General features: G+C 73.5%; 15 protein-coding genes and 1 riboswitch. Of the genes, 9 read left to right on the forward strand and 6 right to left on the reverse strand.

Going from position 1 to position 15,829, the window contains the following annotated elements:
• Positions 1-41 precede the first annotated feature (41 nt).
• Entirely contained in the window at positions 42-1,244 is a 1,203-nt protein-coding gene (locus AB0O21_RS15400) for an MBL fold metallo-hydrolase (RefSeq protein WP_365171209.1), read from the forward strand.
• Positions 1,245-1,259: 15 nt separating this feature from the next.
• On the opposite strand, the gene AB0O21_RS15405 is transcribed toward AB0O21_RS15400, so the two are convergent.
• Entirely contained in the window at positions 1,260-1,883 is a 624-nt protein-coding gene (locus AB0O21_RS15405; protein ID WP_365171211.1) for a VTT domain-containing protein, read from the reverse strand.
• Positions 1,880-2,656: an MBL fold metallo-hydrolase gene (locus AB0O21_RS15410; protein WP_365171213.1), complete on the reverse strand. Its 777-nt coding sequence runs from the start codon at positions 2,654-2,656 to the stop codon at positions 1,880-1,882. Before AB0O21_RS15410 ends, AB0O21_RS15405 begins: the two co-directional genes overlap by 4 nt.
• Before the next feature lie 163 nt (positions 2,657-2,819).
• On the opposite strand from AB0O21_RS15410, the gene AB0O21_RS15415 reads away from it, so the two are divergent.
• The 5 genes from AB0O21_RS15415 (at position 2,820) to AB0O21_RS15435 (ending at position 9,023) form a co-directional block, all read left to right on the forward strand.
• On the forward strand, positions 2,820-3,224 hold the full coding sequence (locus tag AB0O21_RS15415; protein WP_365171215.1) for a hypothetical protein: 405 nt from the start codon (positions 2,820-2,822) through the stop codon (positions 3,222-3,224).
• 92 nt (positions 3,225-3,316) lie between these two features.
• Positions 3,317-5,410 carry a phage holin family protein gene (locus tag AB0O21_RS15420; protein ID WP_365171217.1) on the forward strand — a complete coding sequence of 698 codons (2,094 nt, stop codon included), beginning with the start codon at positions 3,317-3,319 and terminating at the stop codon, positions 5,408-5,410.
• A gap of 32 nt (positions 5,411-5,442) precedes the next feature.
• Positions 5,443-5,892, forward strand: a complete 450-nt coding sequence (locus AB0O21_RS15425) for an SRPBCC family protein (protein ID WP_365171219.1) — start codon at positions 5,443-5,445, stop codon at positions 5,890-5,892.
• Positions 5,893-6,144: 252 nt separating this feature from the next.
• Positions 6,145-7,206 (forward strand): MoxR family ATPase, encoded by a 1,062-nt coding sequence (locus AB0O21_RS15430; RefSeq protein WP_365171221.1) that lies wholly within the window; start codon positions 6,145-6,147, stop codon positions 7,204-7,206.
• The gene (locus AB0O21_RS15435; protein ID WP_365171223.1) at positions 7,203-9,023 is read left to right on the forward strand and encodes a hypothetical protein; all 1,821 of its coding nucleotides are present in this window, start codon (positions 7,203-7,205) and stop codon (positions 9,021-9,023) included. The genes AB0O21_RS15430 and AB0O21_RS15435 overlap by 4 nt, the downstream gene beginning before the upstream one ends.
• Before the next feature lie 74 nt (positions 9,024-9,097).
• Here the strand turns inward: AB0O21_RS15435 and AB0O21_RS15440 are convergent, their stop codons facing one another.
• Positions 9,098-10,690 (reverse strand): RNA polymerase sigma factor, encoded by a 1,593-nt coding sequence (locus tag AB0O21_RS15440; protein WP_365171225.1) that lies wholly within the window; start codon positions 10,688-10,690, stop codon positions 9,098-9,100.
• A 210-nt stretch (positions 10,691-10,900) separates the two neighbouring features.
• Positions 10,901-11,665, reverse strand: coding sequence for a methyltransferase domain-containing protein (locus AB0O21_RS15445; RefSeq protein ID WP_365171227.1), 765 nt, complete (start codon positions 11,663-11,665; stop codon positions 10,901-10,903).
• A gap of 56 nt (positions 11,666-11,721) precedes the next feature.
• Positions 11,722-11,815: riboswitch (ZMP/ZTP riboswitch) on the forward strand.
• A 91-nt stretch (positions 11,816-11,906) separates the two neighbouring features.
• Here AB0O21_RS15445 and AB0O21_RS15450 point away from each other — a divergent pair.
• Positions 11,907-12,752 carry a bifunctional 5,10-methylenetetrahydrofolate dehydrogenase/5,10-methenyltetrahydrofolate cyclohydrolase gene (locus tag AB0O21_RS15450; RefSeq protein ID WP_365171359.1) on the forward strand — a complete coding sequence of 282 codons (846 nt, stop codon included), beginning with the start codon at positions 11,907-11,909 and terminating at the stop codon, positions 12,750-12,752.
• A 654-nt stretch (positions 12,753-13,406) separates the two neighbouring features.
• On the opposite strand, the gene AB0O21_RS15455 is transcribed toward AB0O21_RS15450, so the two are convergent.
• On the reverse strand, positions 13,407-13,667 hold the full coding sequence (locus tag AB0O21_RS15455; RefSeq protein WP_365171229.1) for a hypothetical protein: 261 nt from the start codon (positions 13,665-13,667) through the stop codon (positions 13,407-13,409).
• Positions 13,668-13,693: 26 nt separating this feature from the next.
• Between AB0O21_RS15455 and AB0O21_RS15460 the strand changes: the two genes are divergently transcribed.
• Both AB0O21_RS15460 and AB0O21_RS15465 read left to right on the forward strand, forming a co-directional pair.
• On the forward strand, positions 13,694-13,957 hold the full coding sequence (locus AB0O21_RS15460) for a hypothetical protein (protein ID WP_365171231.1): 264 nt from the start codon (positions 13,694-13,696) through the stop codon (positions 13,955-13,957).
• Complete coding sequence (locus AB0O21_RS15465; RefSeq protein WP_365171233.1) at positions 13,954-14,151, forward strand: hypothetical protein; 198 nt, start codon at positions 13,954-13,956, stop codon at positions 14,149-14,151. The genes AB0O21_RS15460 and AB0O21_RS15465 overlap by 4 nt, the downstream gene beginning before the upstream one ends.
• Here AB0O21_RS15465 and AB0O21_RS15470 read toward each other — a convergent pair.
• A complete protein-coding gene (locus tag AB0O21_RS15470) occupies positions 14,120-15,544 on the reverse strand; it encodes an FAD-dependent oxidoreductase (RefSeq protein WP_365171235.1) in 1,425 nt (474 codons plus the stop codon). The two genes, AB0O21_RS15465 and AB0O21_RS15470, sit on opposite strands and share 32 nt — an antisense overlap.
• Positions 15,545-15,829: the final 285 nt, after the last annotated feature.

Below are 15,829 nucleotides of genomic sequence, written 5' to 3' on the forward strand. Positions count from 1 at the left end.
GCAGACCCGACCGACGCGACCCGGTGAACGGAGACTTCTCGATGAGGGACCGGACGGACGCCCCCTCCGCAGCCCCCGCCCCCGACGCGGGGCCGGTGCGGACCGCCGCCGCGCCGCGGCCCGAGGTCCGCCCGGTGCCCCCCGCCCCGACGGGAACCCCCGCGGAACCCCCGGCGGCTGGCGGCCCGCGCCCGCTCGGCGAGCACCGCCGCTGGCCCGCCTCCTTCGCGGACCGCCTCACCACCCCGCTCCCCGGCATGCGCGCCTTCGCCCGGCTCGCCCGCGAGGGCGCGTTCCGCCCCGATCCCGACGGGCTGCGCGGCATCCCCGACCTGCCGTACGCACCGGCCCCGCTGCCCGCGGCGGAACCGGGCAGGGTCTGCGTCACCTGGGCCGGGCACGCCAGCTGGGTGCTGCGCACCGGCGGGCTGACCGTGCTGACCGACCCCGTCTGGTCGCGGCGCATCCTCGGCACCCCGTCCCGGATGACCCCCGTCGGGGTGCGCTGGGGGGACCTGCCGCCGGTCGACGCGGTGGTGATCAGCCACAACCACTACGACCACCTCGACGCCCCGACCATCAAGCGACTGCCCCGGCACACGGCCTTCTTCGTCCCGGCCGGCCTCGCCCGCTGGTTCCGCCGCCGGGGCTTCACCCGGGTCACCGAGCTCGACTGGTGGGAATCGGCCGAACTGGGCGGAGTACGCTTCGAGTTCGTCCCCGCCCACCACTGGTCGAAGCGGTCCCTGATCGACACCTGCCGCTCCCTGTGGGGCGGCTGGATCCTCACCGACACCCACAGCCCCTCCCCGCGCAAGCTCTACTTCGCGGGGGACACCGGCTACGGCCACTGGTTCGGCGAGATCGGCCGCCGCCACCCCGGCATCGAACTCGCCCTGCTGCCGATCGGGGCCTACGCCCCGCGCTGGTGGCTCAGCGACGTCCACGCCGACCCGGAGGAGGCCGTCCAGGCCTGCCTCGACCTCGGCGCCCGCCGGATGGCCCCCATGCACTGGGCCACCTTCGTCCTCTCCGCCGAACCGGTCATGGAGCCCCTGCACCGCGCCCGCACCGCCTGGGCCCGCGCGGGCCTGCCCCGCGAGCACCTGTGGGACCTCCCGATCGGGGCCTCCCGCACGCTCGGGCCCGAACCCGAACCCGAACCCGAACCCGAACTCGTACCCGAGCCCGTACCCGTACCCCTGCCCGAACCGGGACCCGAGCCCGAACCACCCCGCCCCTGAAGCCGATCCGCCGGGTCAGCCCCGCACCCGCCGCCACAGCCCCGGGCCCACGCTGATCAGCAGGGTCAGGCCGACCGCCAGGGCCACGCCCTTCCACGGTTCGGAGAACAGGGAGCCGCCCAGGATCCCGATCAGCCCGTACGTGGCCGCCCAGGCGAGGCAGGCGGGGGCGTCGCCGCGGGCGAAGCGGCGCAGCGGCAGCTGCGCCAGCAGGCACGCCAGCATCACGGGGATGCGCCCCGCCGGAACCAGCCGGGAGACCACCAGGACCAGCACCCCGTGCTCGTCGAGCTTCGCCTGCGCCTGCTCCAGCCGCTCCGGCGTGGCCCGCCTGCGCAGCCGCTCCAGCCCGCGCGAGCCGCCCCGCGACCGCACCCCGCGCTGTCCGAGCCAGTACAGGGCGACGTCCCCGGTGAACGCCGCCAGCGCCGCCACCGCGAACACCAGCAACACCCCGTAGGGCAGCGACTCCTGATGGAACGCCACCACCGACGCCGTGCTGACCAGCGCCCCGGTCGGGATCACCGGCACCAGCGCGCCCAGCGCGACCAGCACGAACAACGCCGGGTACCCCACCGCCTGCTGGGTGGTCTCCGGCGGGACCTGCCCGGCCGCCGCCGCGATCTCGCGCCAGGTCACGGCAGCCGCACCCGGTCCCCGTGCTCCGGCACCAGCACCGTCACCTTCGGCGCGAGCCGCCCCGCGCTGCGCGCGAACTCCTCGCCCGGCGCGTGGAATTCGTGCGGCCGCACCGCGTCCATCCCGATCGGCCAGTACGTCCCGTAGTGCACCGGCACCGCCGCCGCGGGGGCGAGCTGAGCCAGCGCCCGCGCCGCCCGCCCCGCGTCCAGGTGCCCCGGACCGAGGTACGGGCCCCAGCCGCCCACCGGCAACAGGGCCACGTCCACCGGGCCGACCTCCTCGGCCATCGTGTCGAACAGCCCGGTGTCCCCGGCGAAGTAGGTCCGTGCCGCGCCCTGCACCACGTACCCGAGCGCCGGCGCGAGGTGCGGGCCGAACGGCAGCCGCCGCCCGTCGTGCCGTGCGCTGACCGCCCGCACCCGCACCCCGTCCCGTACGCCGACCTCCTCGCCCGGGGCCACCTCCGTCACCCGCAGCCCGCGCAGCCCGGCCACCCGCGCCAGCCCCGGCACCGCCCGCCGCGCCCCGCGCGGCACCAGCAGCCGGGTCCCGGGCGCGAGCCGCGCCAGCGACGGCAGGTGCAGGTGGTCGGCGTGCAGGTGCGAGACCAGCACCACGTCGGCCACCGCCGCCACCGGCGGGGGCACCGCCCCGCGCCGCCGCCGCAGGTGCGCGAGCCGCCGCGCGAACAGCGGATCCGTCAGCAGCCGCACCCCGGAGTCCTCGACCGTGCACGTGGCGTGCCCCCACCAGGTGATCTCCACCGGCACCCCGGCCCTCCCTCCCTCGCCCCTCCCACGAGCCTAAGCGGCCCCGGGGAAATGCGGCACGCTCCCGCGCCGCCCGGCCGCTTGCGTGCCCCCCGGATCCGCCCGGAACAGAAAGCCCCCGCCCCCTCCTCCCCGGAGGCGGATCGGAGTAGGGTCGGGCGGCATGGATGAGCTGCGCGTGGCCGCTATCGCCAGCCTGGCCCCGCTCGAAGACCTGGACGCCGACCCCTTCGCCGTGGACACCCGCAGCCAGCAGGGCATGTGCGCCCGCTGGGCCGCGGACCAGGGCTACGTCGTGACGAGGCACCTGCTCGTCTACGGGCTGCGCGCCGACCACTGCGGGCTCTGGTCCTCCATAGACGCCGGCCAGGTCGACCTGTTCGTCGCCGCCAACCACCGGGTGCTGGCCCGCGCGCTGCGCTCCGTCGAGGAGTTCACCGCAGAGTGCGCGCGGCGCGGCGTACGGCTGGAGACCGCCGGGCACGACGAACCCCGCTACACCTCCGCGATGAAGGCCGAGGTGCACCGCCGGCTGTCCATGCCGACCGCCGGCTACGACGGCACCTGACCCCGCCCGGCCCGCCGCCCCGTGTCGCCCGGCCGGGTGAGCCCCCTTGTGCGAGCCTGGGAGACGGGACGGGGCTCGCGGGAGGTTGCGGCGTGGTGCGAGGACGATGGCGGACCGCGGGCAGCGCCCTGGTGCGGGTGGTGCTGGTGTGGGCGGCGTCGACCCTGACCATGCTCGCCCTGGCCGGGATCCTGCCGGACTTCCGGCTCCAGTCCGGCGACGGCGACAGCATCACGCAGATCGGCCTGACCGCCGCCTGGGGAGCGGGCGCCTTCGGCCTGCTGAGCGCGCTGGTCTGGCCCGTGCTCGTACGGGCCCTGCTGCTCGTCCCGGCCCTGGTGCTCGGGCTGCTCGTCTTCTTCCTCAACGGCTCCCTGCTCCTCATAGCGCTCAGCCTGATCCCGGCCGGGCGCGGCCAGGTGGAGCCCGAGACCGCGGTCGTCGTGGCCGCGGTGATGTCCGCCGTGGCCTCCGCGACCTCCACCGCGCTCGCCGTGCGCGACGACGACGCCTACCGCAGACGGCTCTACCGGCTCGCCGACCGGCGCCGCCGCAGGCTCCGCCGGGCCGGGGCGCCCGGATCGGGCGAGGCCGCCCCCGGGACGGTCTTCCTCCAGCTCGACGGCGTCGGGTACGAGGCACTGCGCCGCGCGACGGGCGGCGGGCTGATGCCCACGGTCGCGGGGTGGCTGGAGCGCAGCCACCGCCTCGCGCCCTGGCGCACGGACTGGTCGAGCCAGACCGGCGCCAGCCAGCTCGGCATCCTGCACGGCTCCAACTTCGACGTGCCCGCCTTCCGCTGGTACGAGAAGGACACCGGCGAGGTGGTGGTGTGCAACCGGCCCACCAGCGCCGCCGCACTCCAGCGGCGCGCCGTGGAGCGCACCGGCGACGCGGGACTGCTCACGCGCGACGGGGCGAGCCGGGGCAACCTGTTCAGCGGCGGCGCCGACCAGTTGGCGCTCGTCCTGTCCGTGTCGGCCCGGCGGGGCCGCGCGAACCGCTCCCGCGCGGGCTACTTCGTGTACTTCTCCGATCCGGCCAACGCCGTCCGCACCGCGGTGTCCTTCGTCGCCGAGGCCGTCCGGGAGATCGGCCAGTCCGTACGGGCCCGGCTGCGCGGGGAGACCCCGAGGGTGTCGCGCGGCGGGCTCTACCCGCTGATCCGCGCCTTCGCGACCGTGGTCGAACGGGACGTGGTCGTGGCGGCGGTGATCGGCGACATGCTCGCCGGCCGCGCCGCGGTCTACGCGGACCTGGTCGCCTACGACGAGGTCGCCCACCACTCCGGCCCGCACGGCCGGGACACCGACCGGATCCTGGAGCGCCTGGACCGGAGCATCGCGCTGATCGCCCGGGTTGCCGAGCACGCGCCGCGCACGTACCGGATCGTGCTCCTCTCCGACCACGGACAGAGCCCGGGGGAGACCTTCCTGAGCCGCTACGGGCTCTCCCTGAAGGACCTGGTCCGGGCGGGATGCGGGCTGCCCGTTTCCCGGCGGGCCGGCCGCACCCGCAGCGGGGCCGAGGCCCGGGCCGCCGTGCGGACCGCGCTGCACCGGCCGGTGGAGGCGGGCGACGAGGCCCACCCGGAGCAGGGCACCGACCCGGTGGTGCTCGCCTCGGGGAACCTCGGGCTGGTCTCCTTCCCCGACGTCCCGGGGCGGGCCTCGCGCGAGCGGATCGAGCGCGCCCACCCGGCTCTGCTGGCCACCCTGGCGAACCATCCGGGGGTGGGCTTCGTGCTGGTGGACGGGGAGGTACTGGCCCCCGGCGGGGCGGTGGCCCGGCTGGACGTCCCCGGCGAGGCGGAGGAACTGCTGGCCCCCTTCGGCCCGGGCGCGGCCGACGCCGTCCGGCGGACCGACGTCTTCCCGCACGTGGCCGACATCATGGTGAACTCGGCGTACGACCCGGCCACCGGCGCGGTGCACGCCTTCGAGGAGCAGATCGGCTCCCACGGCGGCCTGGGCGGAGAGCAGGCGCACCCGTTCCTGATGTGGCCGACGGAACTGGCCGAGCCGCCGGCCGACCTGGTCGGCGCGGAGGCGGTCCACGGCGTCCTGCGCCGCTGGCTGCGCGACGCGGAACGCGACGGCCCCCAGGTCCCGCTGGGCGCGCAGCCCGTCCAGGAACCGCGGGAGAGGCCCGCGCGAGCGCCTGACCTGCGGGGTAGTTTGGAGTGAGAGGCCAGCCAGGGGGGCTCTAAGGGGTCGCCATGTCCGCGATCAGGAACACCATCGAGATCTCCCGCACCCCGGAGGACGTCTTCTCCTACGTGACGGACCCCACGCACCTGCCGGAGTGGCAGGACAGCGCCGTGTCCGCCGTTCCGATGGGCGACCTCCCCGTCCACGTCGGTTCGCAGGTCGTCGTCACCCGCCAGATCGGCAAGCGGCGGATCCCCACGACCATGGAGTTCACACAGCTCGACCCGCCGCGCAGCTGGCACATCCACGGCGTCGACGGGCCGGTGCGGCCGGAGGTGCAGGGCACCATCGAACCCCTCGACGGCGGGACCCGGTCCCGGGTCACCCTGTCCGTCGACTTCGAGGGACACGGCCTGGGCAGGGCCCTGGTCCCCCTCGCGGTCAAGCCCATGGTCCGCAAGGAGATGCCCCGCAGCGAGGAGAAGCTGAAGCACCTGCTGGAGCACACCGCCACCTAGTGCTGTGGCCGGAAAGGTTTGCCGGGGCGCGGCGTCCAGTGCGGTGCATCGCAAGGCGGAGGGCCGCGCCTCGTACTGGACGTACTCGCGCGGTCCGACAACGCAGCGAGGTGCCGTGCCGGGCGCCGTGACCCGGTGAACCCTTCCGCCCACAGCACCAGGACGCGGCGCGCGCCGAAAACCGGATGCTCCGGGACACGTGGTGCGACCACACTGGGCGCACCACGTAACCAACCCCGAGGAACCGCTTTCGTGCAGGCCGCCGTTGCCGTCACCCCCGCCCAGATCCCCGAACTGCTCCTCGGCCTCGCCACCGTGCGGCCCGTCTTCCTCTGGGGCGCACCCGGAATCGGCAAGTCCTCGCTCGTGCGGAAGTTCGCCGACTCCCTCGGCCTGGAATGCGTCAGCCTGCTCGGTACGCAGCTCGCCCCCGAGGACCTCATCGGCGTACCGCAGATCCGTGACGGCCGGTCCGTCTTCTGCCCGCCCGAGGCCATCGCCCGCGACGAGCCGTACTGCCTGTTCCTCGACGAGCTCAACGCCGCGACCCCGGACGTCCAGAAGGCCTTCTACTCGCTGATCCTCGACCGCCGGATCGGCTCCTACGAGCTGCCCGAGGGCTCCATCGTCATCGGCGCCGGCAACCGGGCCACCGACAACGCGCTGGCCCGGCCCATCGCATCGGCACTCGTGAACCGCCTCACCCACGTGCACCTGACGGCCTCCGCGCAGGACTGGCTGGTCTGGGCCGGCGAGAACGGCATCCACCCCTGGATCACCGACTACCTCACCGACCGCCCCGACCACCTCTGGTCGCAGCCGCCCAAGACCGAGGAGCCGTTCTCCACCCCGCGGTCCTGGCACATGCTCTCCGACGCCCTGCACTCCTTCGGGCCCGGCCTCGACGAGCAGACGCTCAAGGTGATCGCCCACGGCACCCTCACCCCGGCGCACGCCGTCTCCTTCTGCGGCTACGCGAAGATCGTCCGCCACACCTTCGGCATCGAGGCGATCATGAAGGGCGACGCGTCCTGGCCGCGCGGCCTGGCCGACCGGGACCTGCTGTACTACCTGGCCGAGGCCTTCCGGGGACGCCTGCTCAAGGAGCTCCCGGCGCAGAAGGAACACGTCTCGCCCGCCATGCGGCAGTCCGCGTACCGCTTCAAGTCGCTGCTCGTGCAGCTCGCCGAGATCTCCGTCGAGGTCGCCCAGACCGTCATCGCCGATGACGCCGACGGCCTGCCCGTACTGCCCGGATGGTTCCTCATCGAGGCGGCCCGGGACATGCCCCGCCTCGTCGAGGCCCGCCGGTGAGCGCAGCCCGCTTCCGGGCCAAGGAAGCCGCCCGGCCGGACCCGGCCACCGAGGCCTACAACGCGGGGCGCCTCGTGGTGAAGCAGAACCCGGCCTTCGCCGCCCTGCCTGTCGAGTTCTGCCGCCGCAAGAACTGCCCGCTGTGCCCGGCCGCGGGCCTGGTGGCAGTGGATTCCAACGGCTGTGTCCACGCCCACCCCTCTCGCCGGGCCGAGCCCGCCGAGTGGGCCTGGGCGCTGGCCCACGGGCTCCTGCACCTGGGCTTCGGCCACGTCCCGGCCGCGGAGGACAAGGTCCGCGACCAGGCGGACCCCTACGACCTGGCCGCCCGCTGCGTCGTGGTGAACCGCTTCCTGCTGACCTTCCCCATGGGCCGGGCCCCGGACCACCTCCCCGCCGACTACCCGGGCGGTGACGAGGAGCAGCTTGCCGCCCGCTGGCGCCGCGACGGGATTCCACCCGCCTTCGAGGACTGCGGCACGGCGGGCCACGCGCCGGACCAGCTGCTGCTGACGTGGCACAAGTCGCCAAACGTCCAGCGGGCCCCCGACTGGCAGACCGCCTTCGCGCACGCCCTCACGCGCAGCGTCTCCGCCGCCATGGACGTGGCGGGCGGCCGCCGCGACCGGATCACCGGCGAACGCGTGGCGCAGCGCCCCTGGGACCGGGCCCTGAACTGGTTCGTCTCCTCCTACCCGCTGCTCGGCGGCCTGGCGGCAGGGCTGACCGTCGTCGCCGACGCCGAGCTGGCCCGCGCCCAGGACATCTCCATCGCCGCCGTCAGCGCCACCGCCGGGGAGATCTACATCAACCCGCTGCGCACCTTCGACGACGAGGAGTGGCGGTTCATCCTGGCGCACGAGATGCTGCACGCCGCCCTGCGCCACGGCGAGCGCCGCGGCGCCCGCGACCCGTACCTGCACAACGTCGCCGCGGACTACGTCGTCAACGGCTGGCTGGTGGAGATGCAGGTCGGCACCATGCCGGAGGGTCTGCTGCACGACCCGGAGCTCCAGGGGCTCTCGGTCGAGGAGGTGTACGACCGGATCACCGTCGACCTGCGCCGGATGCGGCGCCTCGCGACCCTGCGCGGCAAGGGCGCCGGGGACATCCTGGGCGAGCCGTTCGCGCACGGCGCGCGGCGCCCGTACACGGACCTCGACGAGTTCTACCGGCGCGGCCTGGTCCACGGCTTCGACCTGCACGTCCACGGGGAGCGCGGGCTGCTGCCCGCGGGGCTGATCCAGGAGATCCGGGCGCTGGCCCACCCGCCGGTGCCGTGGGACGCACGGCTGGCCCGCTGGTTCGACGAGTACGTGCCGAGGCCCGAGCCGGTACGGTCGTTCGCCCGTCCCGCGCGCCGCCAGGCGTCCACCCCGGACATCCCGCGCGCCGGCCGGTACTTCCCGCCCGAGGAGGTGGCCCGCTGCACCTTCGGGGTGGTGCTGGACACCTCGGGCTCGATGGACACCGCCCTGCTCGGCAAGGCACTGGGCGCCATCGCCTCGTACGCGCAGGCCCGGGACGTACCGGCCGCCCGGGTCGTGTTCTGCGACGCGGCGGCGTACGACGCGGGCTATCTGCCGCCCACCGAGATCGCCGGCCGGGTCAGGGTCCGCGGCCGCGGCGGCACCGTGCTGCAACCGGGCATCGACCTGCTCCAGCGGGCGGAGGACTTCCCGCCCGGGGCCCCGGTCCTGGTGATCACGGACGGCTGGTGCGACACCCTGCGGATCCGGCGCGAGCACGCCTTCCTGATCCCGCAGGGGTCCGCCCTGCCGTTCATGCCGCGGGGGCCGGTCTTCCGCCTGACCTGAGCGCCCGGACAACGGCGACGCCCCCGCCCCGCCTGCGATCGGCGGAGCGGGGGCGTCGTGTGCCGGGGGCCGGCTCAGTCGAGGTAGTCGCGCAGCACCTGCGAGCGCGACGGGTGGCGCAGCTTCGACATGGTCTTGGACTCGATCTGGCGGATGCGCTCACGGGTGACCCCGTACACGCGGCCGATCTCGTCCAGCGTCTTCGGCTGGCCGTCGTTGAGGCCGTAGCGCATGGAGACCACGCCCGCCTCGCGCTCCGAGAGCGTCCCCAGGATGGACTGGAGCTGCTCCTGGAGGAAGGTGAAGGACACCGCGTCGGCCGGCACGACCGCCTCGGAGTCCTCGATGAGGTCACCGAACTCGCTGTCGCCCTCCTCACCCAGGGGGGTGTGCAGGGAGATCGGCTCGCGGCCGTACTTCTGGACCTCGATGACCTTCTCGGGGGTCATGTCGAGTTCCTTGCCCAGCTCCTCCGGAGTGGGCTCGCGGCCGAGGTCCTGGAGCATCTGCCGCTGCACACGGGCGAGCTTGTTGATGATCTCGACCATGTGGACGGGGATGCGGATGGTGCGCGACTGGTCGGCCATGGCACGCGTGATCGCCTGGCGGATCCACCAGGTCGCGTACGTGGAGAACTTGAAGCCCTTGGTGTAGTCGAACTTCTCCACGGCGCGGATCAGGCCGACGTTGCCTTCCTGGATCAGGTCCAGGAAGAGCATGCCGCGGCCGGTGTAGCGCTTGGCGAGGGAGACCACGAGGCGGAGGTTGGCCTCGAGGAGGTGGTTCTTGGCGCGGCGGCCGTCCTCGACGAGGATCTCCAGCTCGCGCTTGAACGCGGGCTTGTGGTCCTCCTCCTCTTCGAGCTTGTACTCGGAGAACAGGCCCGCCTCGATGCGCTTGGCGAGCTCGACCTCCTGCTCGGCGTTGAGGAGCGGCACCTTGCCGATGAGCTTGAGGTAGTCCTTGACCGGGTCGGCGGTGGCGCCGGCGACCATGACCGTCTGCGCCGGGGCGTCGTCCTCGTCGTCGTCGGACAGCACGAAGCCCTGCCCGGCGCCGGCCTTCGGGGTCTCCTCCTCGGCCTCGTCGACGAGGTCCTCGGCAGCCCAGTCCTCGCCCTCGACGGCCGGGTTCTCGCCCTCGTCGGCGTCCTTGGCGGTGGTCTTCTTCGCGGCGGCCGTCTTCTTGACCGCGGTCTTCTTCGCGGCGGCCTTCTTGACCGTGCGCTTCTTCGGCTCGGCGGCGACCGTGTCGGACGTCACCTCGTCGTCGGCGGCGGCAGCGGCCGGCGAAGCGGATATCGCCGTGGCCGTGGCCGGGGTGCTGGTGGCGGCCGTCTTGCGCGCGCCGATGGGGCGCGGCGGGGTGGCGGCCTTCTTGGCGACCGTGCGGGCCGGGGCGGCGGCCGCCTTGCGGGGCTTCTTGGCGGCGGCCTTCGTGGCGGGAGCGGCGCTGACGTGGAGGGCGACACCCTCCTCGTCCAGGACCTGGTTCAGGCTGCGCAGGACCCGCTTCCACTGGTCCACCGGGATGCGGCCGGCCTCGAAGGCCTGGCGCACGTCGTCACCGTTGATGTGACCCTGCTCGCGGCCGCGCTCGACGAGCGCGACGAGGGCCTCCGATTCGGCGATCTCCGGAGGGAACGTACGGGACGGGCTGAGCGACACAAGAAGCCTCTCGTTGCGAGCAAATAAGGGATCGGCGGGACATCATCGCGCGAACTTGGGAAACAGACCCGAGGGGGTCTGTATTCCGGGCCGCGCGAGGACACCTGTCGGTTCATCGCACGCTCGAGTCGATTCGTTACGCGCTGAATTGAGTGACCTGCGCCACGCTGTGGGCGGGCAACCTGTCCGGCGTGAAACCGTCCACCCCCCTCATCGGTCCGTTTTGCGGGCTTCGATGAGGAAACGAGCGGTATGTGCCACGAACGGGCCTTCGCGCTCGATCCGTTCGTGGAGCTCGCGCAGCCGGTCCCGGTACTGCCCGACCGTGAAGCCGGGCACCATCCAGATCACCTTCCGGAGAAAGTAGATCACGGCTCCGATGTCGTGGAACTCCGTACGGAGCCGTTCGGAGCGCAGGTCGACGACTTCGAGGCCGGCCTTCGTGGCGTCGGCCACGGCGTCGTCGGGGTGCCGGCCACGCCGGACCTCCTCCGGCTGGCGGCCCAGGAAGTACTCGACGAGCTCGAAGACGCTCGCCGGACCGACCTGCTGGGACAGGTAGGTGCCGCCGGGGGTCAGCACCCGCGCGATCTCGTCCCACCAGATCGTCACCGGATGCCGGCTGGCCACGAGCTCGAAGGCCTCGTCGCCGAACGGCAGCGGCGGCTCGTCGGAGTCCGCGACCACGACCGCGCCCAGCGGGTGCAGCAGCCGGGTCGCCTTGTCGATGTTGGGCGGCCAGGACTCGGTGGCCGCCGTCAGCGGGGGCAGCGGGCCGGCCCCGGCGAGGACCTCACCGCCGCCCGTCTGGATGTCCAGGGCGGACCGGACGCGGGCCAGGCGCTCGCGGAGCAGCCCCTGGTAGCCCCAGGAGGGGCGCTGCTCGGTGGCCCGGCCGTCGAGCCACGAGAAGTCCCAGCCGTCCACGGAGACGGACTCGGCCTCCGCCACAAGATGGTCGAAAGTGCGCGTCATATGTCGATCGTCGCAGGTCGGGCACCGGTGAACCAGCGGATATGTCGACTACAGTGGACGCGGGCCGTGACTGGCGTTCGGGTGGATCACCACCGGGGAGCGGCCCGGCGTACTCCGGTGCGTCGACTGCCGCGCGCCTGGGCGAACCGCGAACCGCGACCGCGTACCGCAGCGACGTTCAGGAGACCCCGTGACGACTGCCCAGACTGCCACCGCCACTGCCACCGCCTCTGCCCGGCTGATGGACGGCACCGCCCTCGCCCGCAGCATCTCGGAGCAGACCGCCGCCTACGCGGCGAAGATCACCGAGCGCACCGGCACCGCGCCCTGCCTCGCGACCGTGCTGGTCGGCGAGGACCCCGCCTCCGTGACCTACGTCCGGATGAAGCAGAACCGCTGCGCCAAGGCCGGGATCACCTCCCGCCACGTGGAGCTGCCGGCCGAGACCACCACCGAGGAGCTGGTCGCCGCCCTCACCGCGCTCTCCGAGGACCCGGAGATCAGCGGCATCCTGCTCCAGCACCCCGTCCCGCACCACATCGACGAGCGCGCCGCCTTCGAGGCCATCGCCCCCGGCAAGGACGTCGACGGGGTCACCATGCACTCCTTCGCCGCCATGGGCTTCGGGCTGCCGGGCTTCGTCTCCTGCACCCCCGGCGGCATCATGCGCCTGCTCGCCGCCTACGACGTGGACCTCACCGGGAAGCACGCCGTGGTCGTCGGCCGCAGCGCGATCCTGGGCAAGCCGGCCGGGATGCTGCTGCTGGAGCAGAACGCGACCGTCACGTACTGCCACTCCCGCACCCAGGACCTCCCCTCGATCGTGCGGCAGGCGGACGTGCTGGTCGCCGCCGTCGGCAAGGCCGAGTTCATCCGGGGCGAGGACATCAAGCCGGGCGCCGTGGTCCTCGACGCGGGCTACAACGAGGGCAACGTCGGCGACGTCCACTTCGAGTCGGCCGCCGCCCGCGCCTCGCTGATCACCCCGGTCCCCGGCGGCGTCGGCCCGATGACCATCGCCGTGCTGCTGGAGCAGACCGTCCAGGCGGCCGCCGCCCAGGCCGGGCTGGACCTCGCGGACCTCTGACCCCCGCCGCACCGCTGCGCGTACGACGGACGCCCCCGGGCCCTTCGGTCCGGGGGCGTCCCGTTTCCCCCGGCAGGGGCCGAAAGGCCGATCCGTGTCCGGTAGAGCCGAGGCTCCACTGGACATGTGAACGGATCGATGGACATGCAGCAGCAGGAGCCCGCCGCACACACACCCGGGGCCTGCGGCCCCGGACCGAGCGCGAACGGGCGGCACCATCGAGGGCTCGCCACCCTCGTCCTGGCTGTGGGAGCGGTTCAGCGTCGCAGATGAGCTTAGGTCTTCCTGCGCGGGCCGTTCAGTTTCAGGTCTGCCCGGAAGGCGGCGTGTACTGCGCAGGGTTTGGACGCCTGCTGTGGGCCGCGTGCCGCGCCGCTCGTTGCGGCTCGGGTGCTCATCGTGTGCGGTGCCTGCCGCCTGTGCCGCCGCTGGGTGCGGCGATTCGGTGACTGGGGCAGCCGCCCCGCCGGACGCTCTCCGCCCGGTATGGACCCGGACGGGGCGGGGACCCCGCGTCGCTTCCTGGGCACGGGGCGGATTCTCATGGGTCGGCCTCCATGCGGCGGACCGTTCTGCCCCGTACAACGAGGGCACAGCCACCAGGACACGGCCGAAGTTGTGATCAACGGATCGGAGGAGCACCCCGCTCGTCGGCTACCTCGGCGAGGAGGTCGACTGGCACCTCGGCTTCGGCGCCGCCGCCGTCGGCATGGCCCTCGGCCTGGTCCAGTACGTGCTGGGCGGCCGCAGGCTCTCCCGGCAGCTGCGCGAGGAGCCGGTGGTCCGGCTGACCCCCGCCGAGCGGACCAGGGTGCGGCGCACGTCCTCGTACGGCCTGGTCTTCACGGCCGTGCTGATCGCGCTGATGGCCGCCGGGCACGCGCTCGACATCGACAGCATCACCTCCCTGCTCACGGTCCTCGCGGTCGTGGGTCACGAAGGTGGAGAAGACCCGGCTGCGGGCCGACGTGTGGCTCTTCCTGGCCGCGACGCTGTTCTGGCTGGTCTACGACCAGATGGGCAACGAGCTCAACCTGTTCGCCGCCCAGAAGACCGACCTGAGCCTGCTGGGGTGGCACGTCCCGGCCAGCTGGACCCAGTCCCTGCCCGCCCTGTTCGTGATCGTCCTCGCGCCGGTGTTCGCGACCCGGTGGGCCTCTCGGTCACCACGAAGCTGGCCCCGCGCGCCTTCACCAGTCAGATGATGGGCGTCTGGTTCCTCGCCGCCGCGACCGGCGACGCCATCGGCGCGCAGCTGCCGCGGCTGGACGCGGTGATCGGCCAGAGCCTGAACTTCCTGTGGCAGGGCGCGCTGGTGATCGCGGCGGGCGCGGTGATGGCCTTCTTCACCCGCCGGCTGAGGCTCCTCACCGGTGAGGCTCCGGCACCGGCGGCGTGAGGCCGGCGACGGCCCGCTCGGCGGGGGTCAGCGGGGGGCCCTGGAGGGCGCCCCGGTCCGAGGCGCGCAGGACGTGCCAGGCGACCGGGAGACTCAGCCAGTGGGTGGGCGCGCTGCTCATGGTGACCACCTTGAACAGCGCCGCAGTGAGGGCCTCGTCGGTGGTGGCGCCCAGCATCAGCCGGTTCACGTACCGGTCCAGCAGGCCGGACCCGGTCCTCGGCTCCATCCCGGTCGCCGTGGCCCCCGGGTACTGGATGTCCTGCGTGATGGCGAGCTCCCAGGCGGTGTTCACCTGGGGGGCGATGGCCCGCTGTGCCTCCCGGCCGAAGCCGGGGTGGCCGAGCCCCTTGTCCCGGAGCAGGGAGCGTACGGCCAGCATCCCCTGGGCGGCGACGGTCATGCCCTGCCCGTACAGCGGGTTGAAGGTGGCGACCGAGTCCCCGACGGCGAAGAACCCGTCGGGCAGGTCGGCCTTCTCGAAGTAGAGCCGGCGGTTCGCGGTGCCCTGAGTGAGGGCGACGTCCGTCAAGGGCTTCCTGCCCTCCAGGAGTTCGCCGACGATCGGGTCCCGGACGCCCTTGGCGAACGGGATGAACGCCTCGGGGTCGCCGGTGGGCTGGCCGCCGCGGGTGCCGGAGAGGGTGGCCTGCCACCGGCCGTCCTCGATGGGCACGACGGTGGCCGTCTGCCCGGGGACGGGCATCCGGGGGTCGGACTGCACGTTGACGATGGGGAAGCCCGACTCGTGGGCCCCGGCCGGAGCTTCGAAGATCCTGGTGGCGTAGACGAGACCGGAGTCGACCTCGGCCTGGCGGAGCTCGGCGACGCCCAGGGCACGCAGCCAGGCCTGGGCGCGCGAGCCGCGTCCGCTGGCGTCGACCACGAGGTCGGCGCTCAGCAGCAGGCCCTCCTCCTGCGGGGTGTCCACGCGGACGCCGGTGACGCGGGCCGCCGTGCCCTCCAGCGCCCGGACCCGGCTGCGCTCCAGCGTGGTGACCGCCTTCAGGCGGGTCACGCGGGCGCGCACCACCGAGTCCAGGAGGTCGCGGCTGCAGGAGATGTTGAACTGCTTCTCCGTCACCCGCGGGATCCAGCCCTGGTAGGACATGGTGACCAGGTCGGTGGGGAGGCTGCGGCGCAGGGCGCCCGCGCGCGTCCAGTCGTCCGTGATGCCGGGCAGGATCTCCTCGATGGCCCGGGCGCCGCCCGACCACAGCAGGTGGGTGTGCCTGCCCTGCGGCAGTCCGCGCCGCGGCGCCGGGCCCTCGGGCAGGGGGTCCGCGTCGATGACGGTGACCTTGGCGTGCTCGGCGAGGACGGCGGCCGCGAGCAGGCCGGCCAGGCTGCCGCCGATGACGACGGCGTGGCGGGACGGGGAAGACTGGGTCATCGTGTCGTGCTCTCTGTCGGGGCCGTGCGTGTGGCCTGCGGCGCGAGGTGGTCGGCCGGGAGGAAGCCGGCGCAGACCCCGGACTGGTGGCTCAGCCGCTCCGTCGCGGGCGTGCCGGCCGGTTTCCGGCCACGCTGCTCCGACAACTCCTCCACGCGCCGATTCTCCATATGTCGACAAAACGTTCGAGTGGGCTGGCTGTGCGAAGCGTATCCGGCCGTACTCCGCCGAACCAGCGGTACCCCGGGGCTTCCTCCCGTCCGCCGCGAAAAGGCGGGCATGACC

It is taken from the genome of Streptomyces sp. NPDC091371, from assembly GCF_040684275.1.
GTDB lineage: Bacteria > Actinomycetota > Actinomycetes > Streptomycetales > Streptomycetaceae > Streptomyces.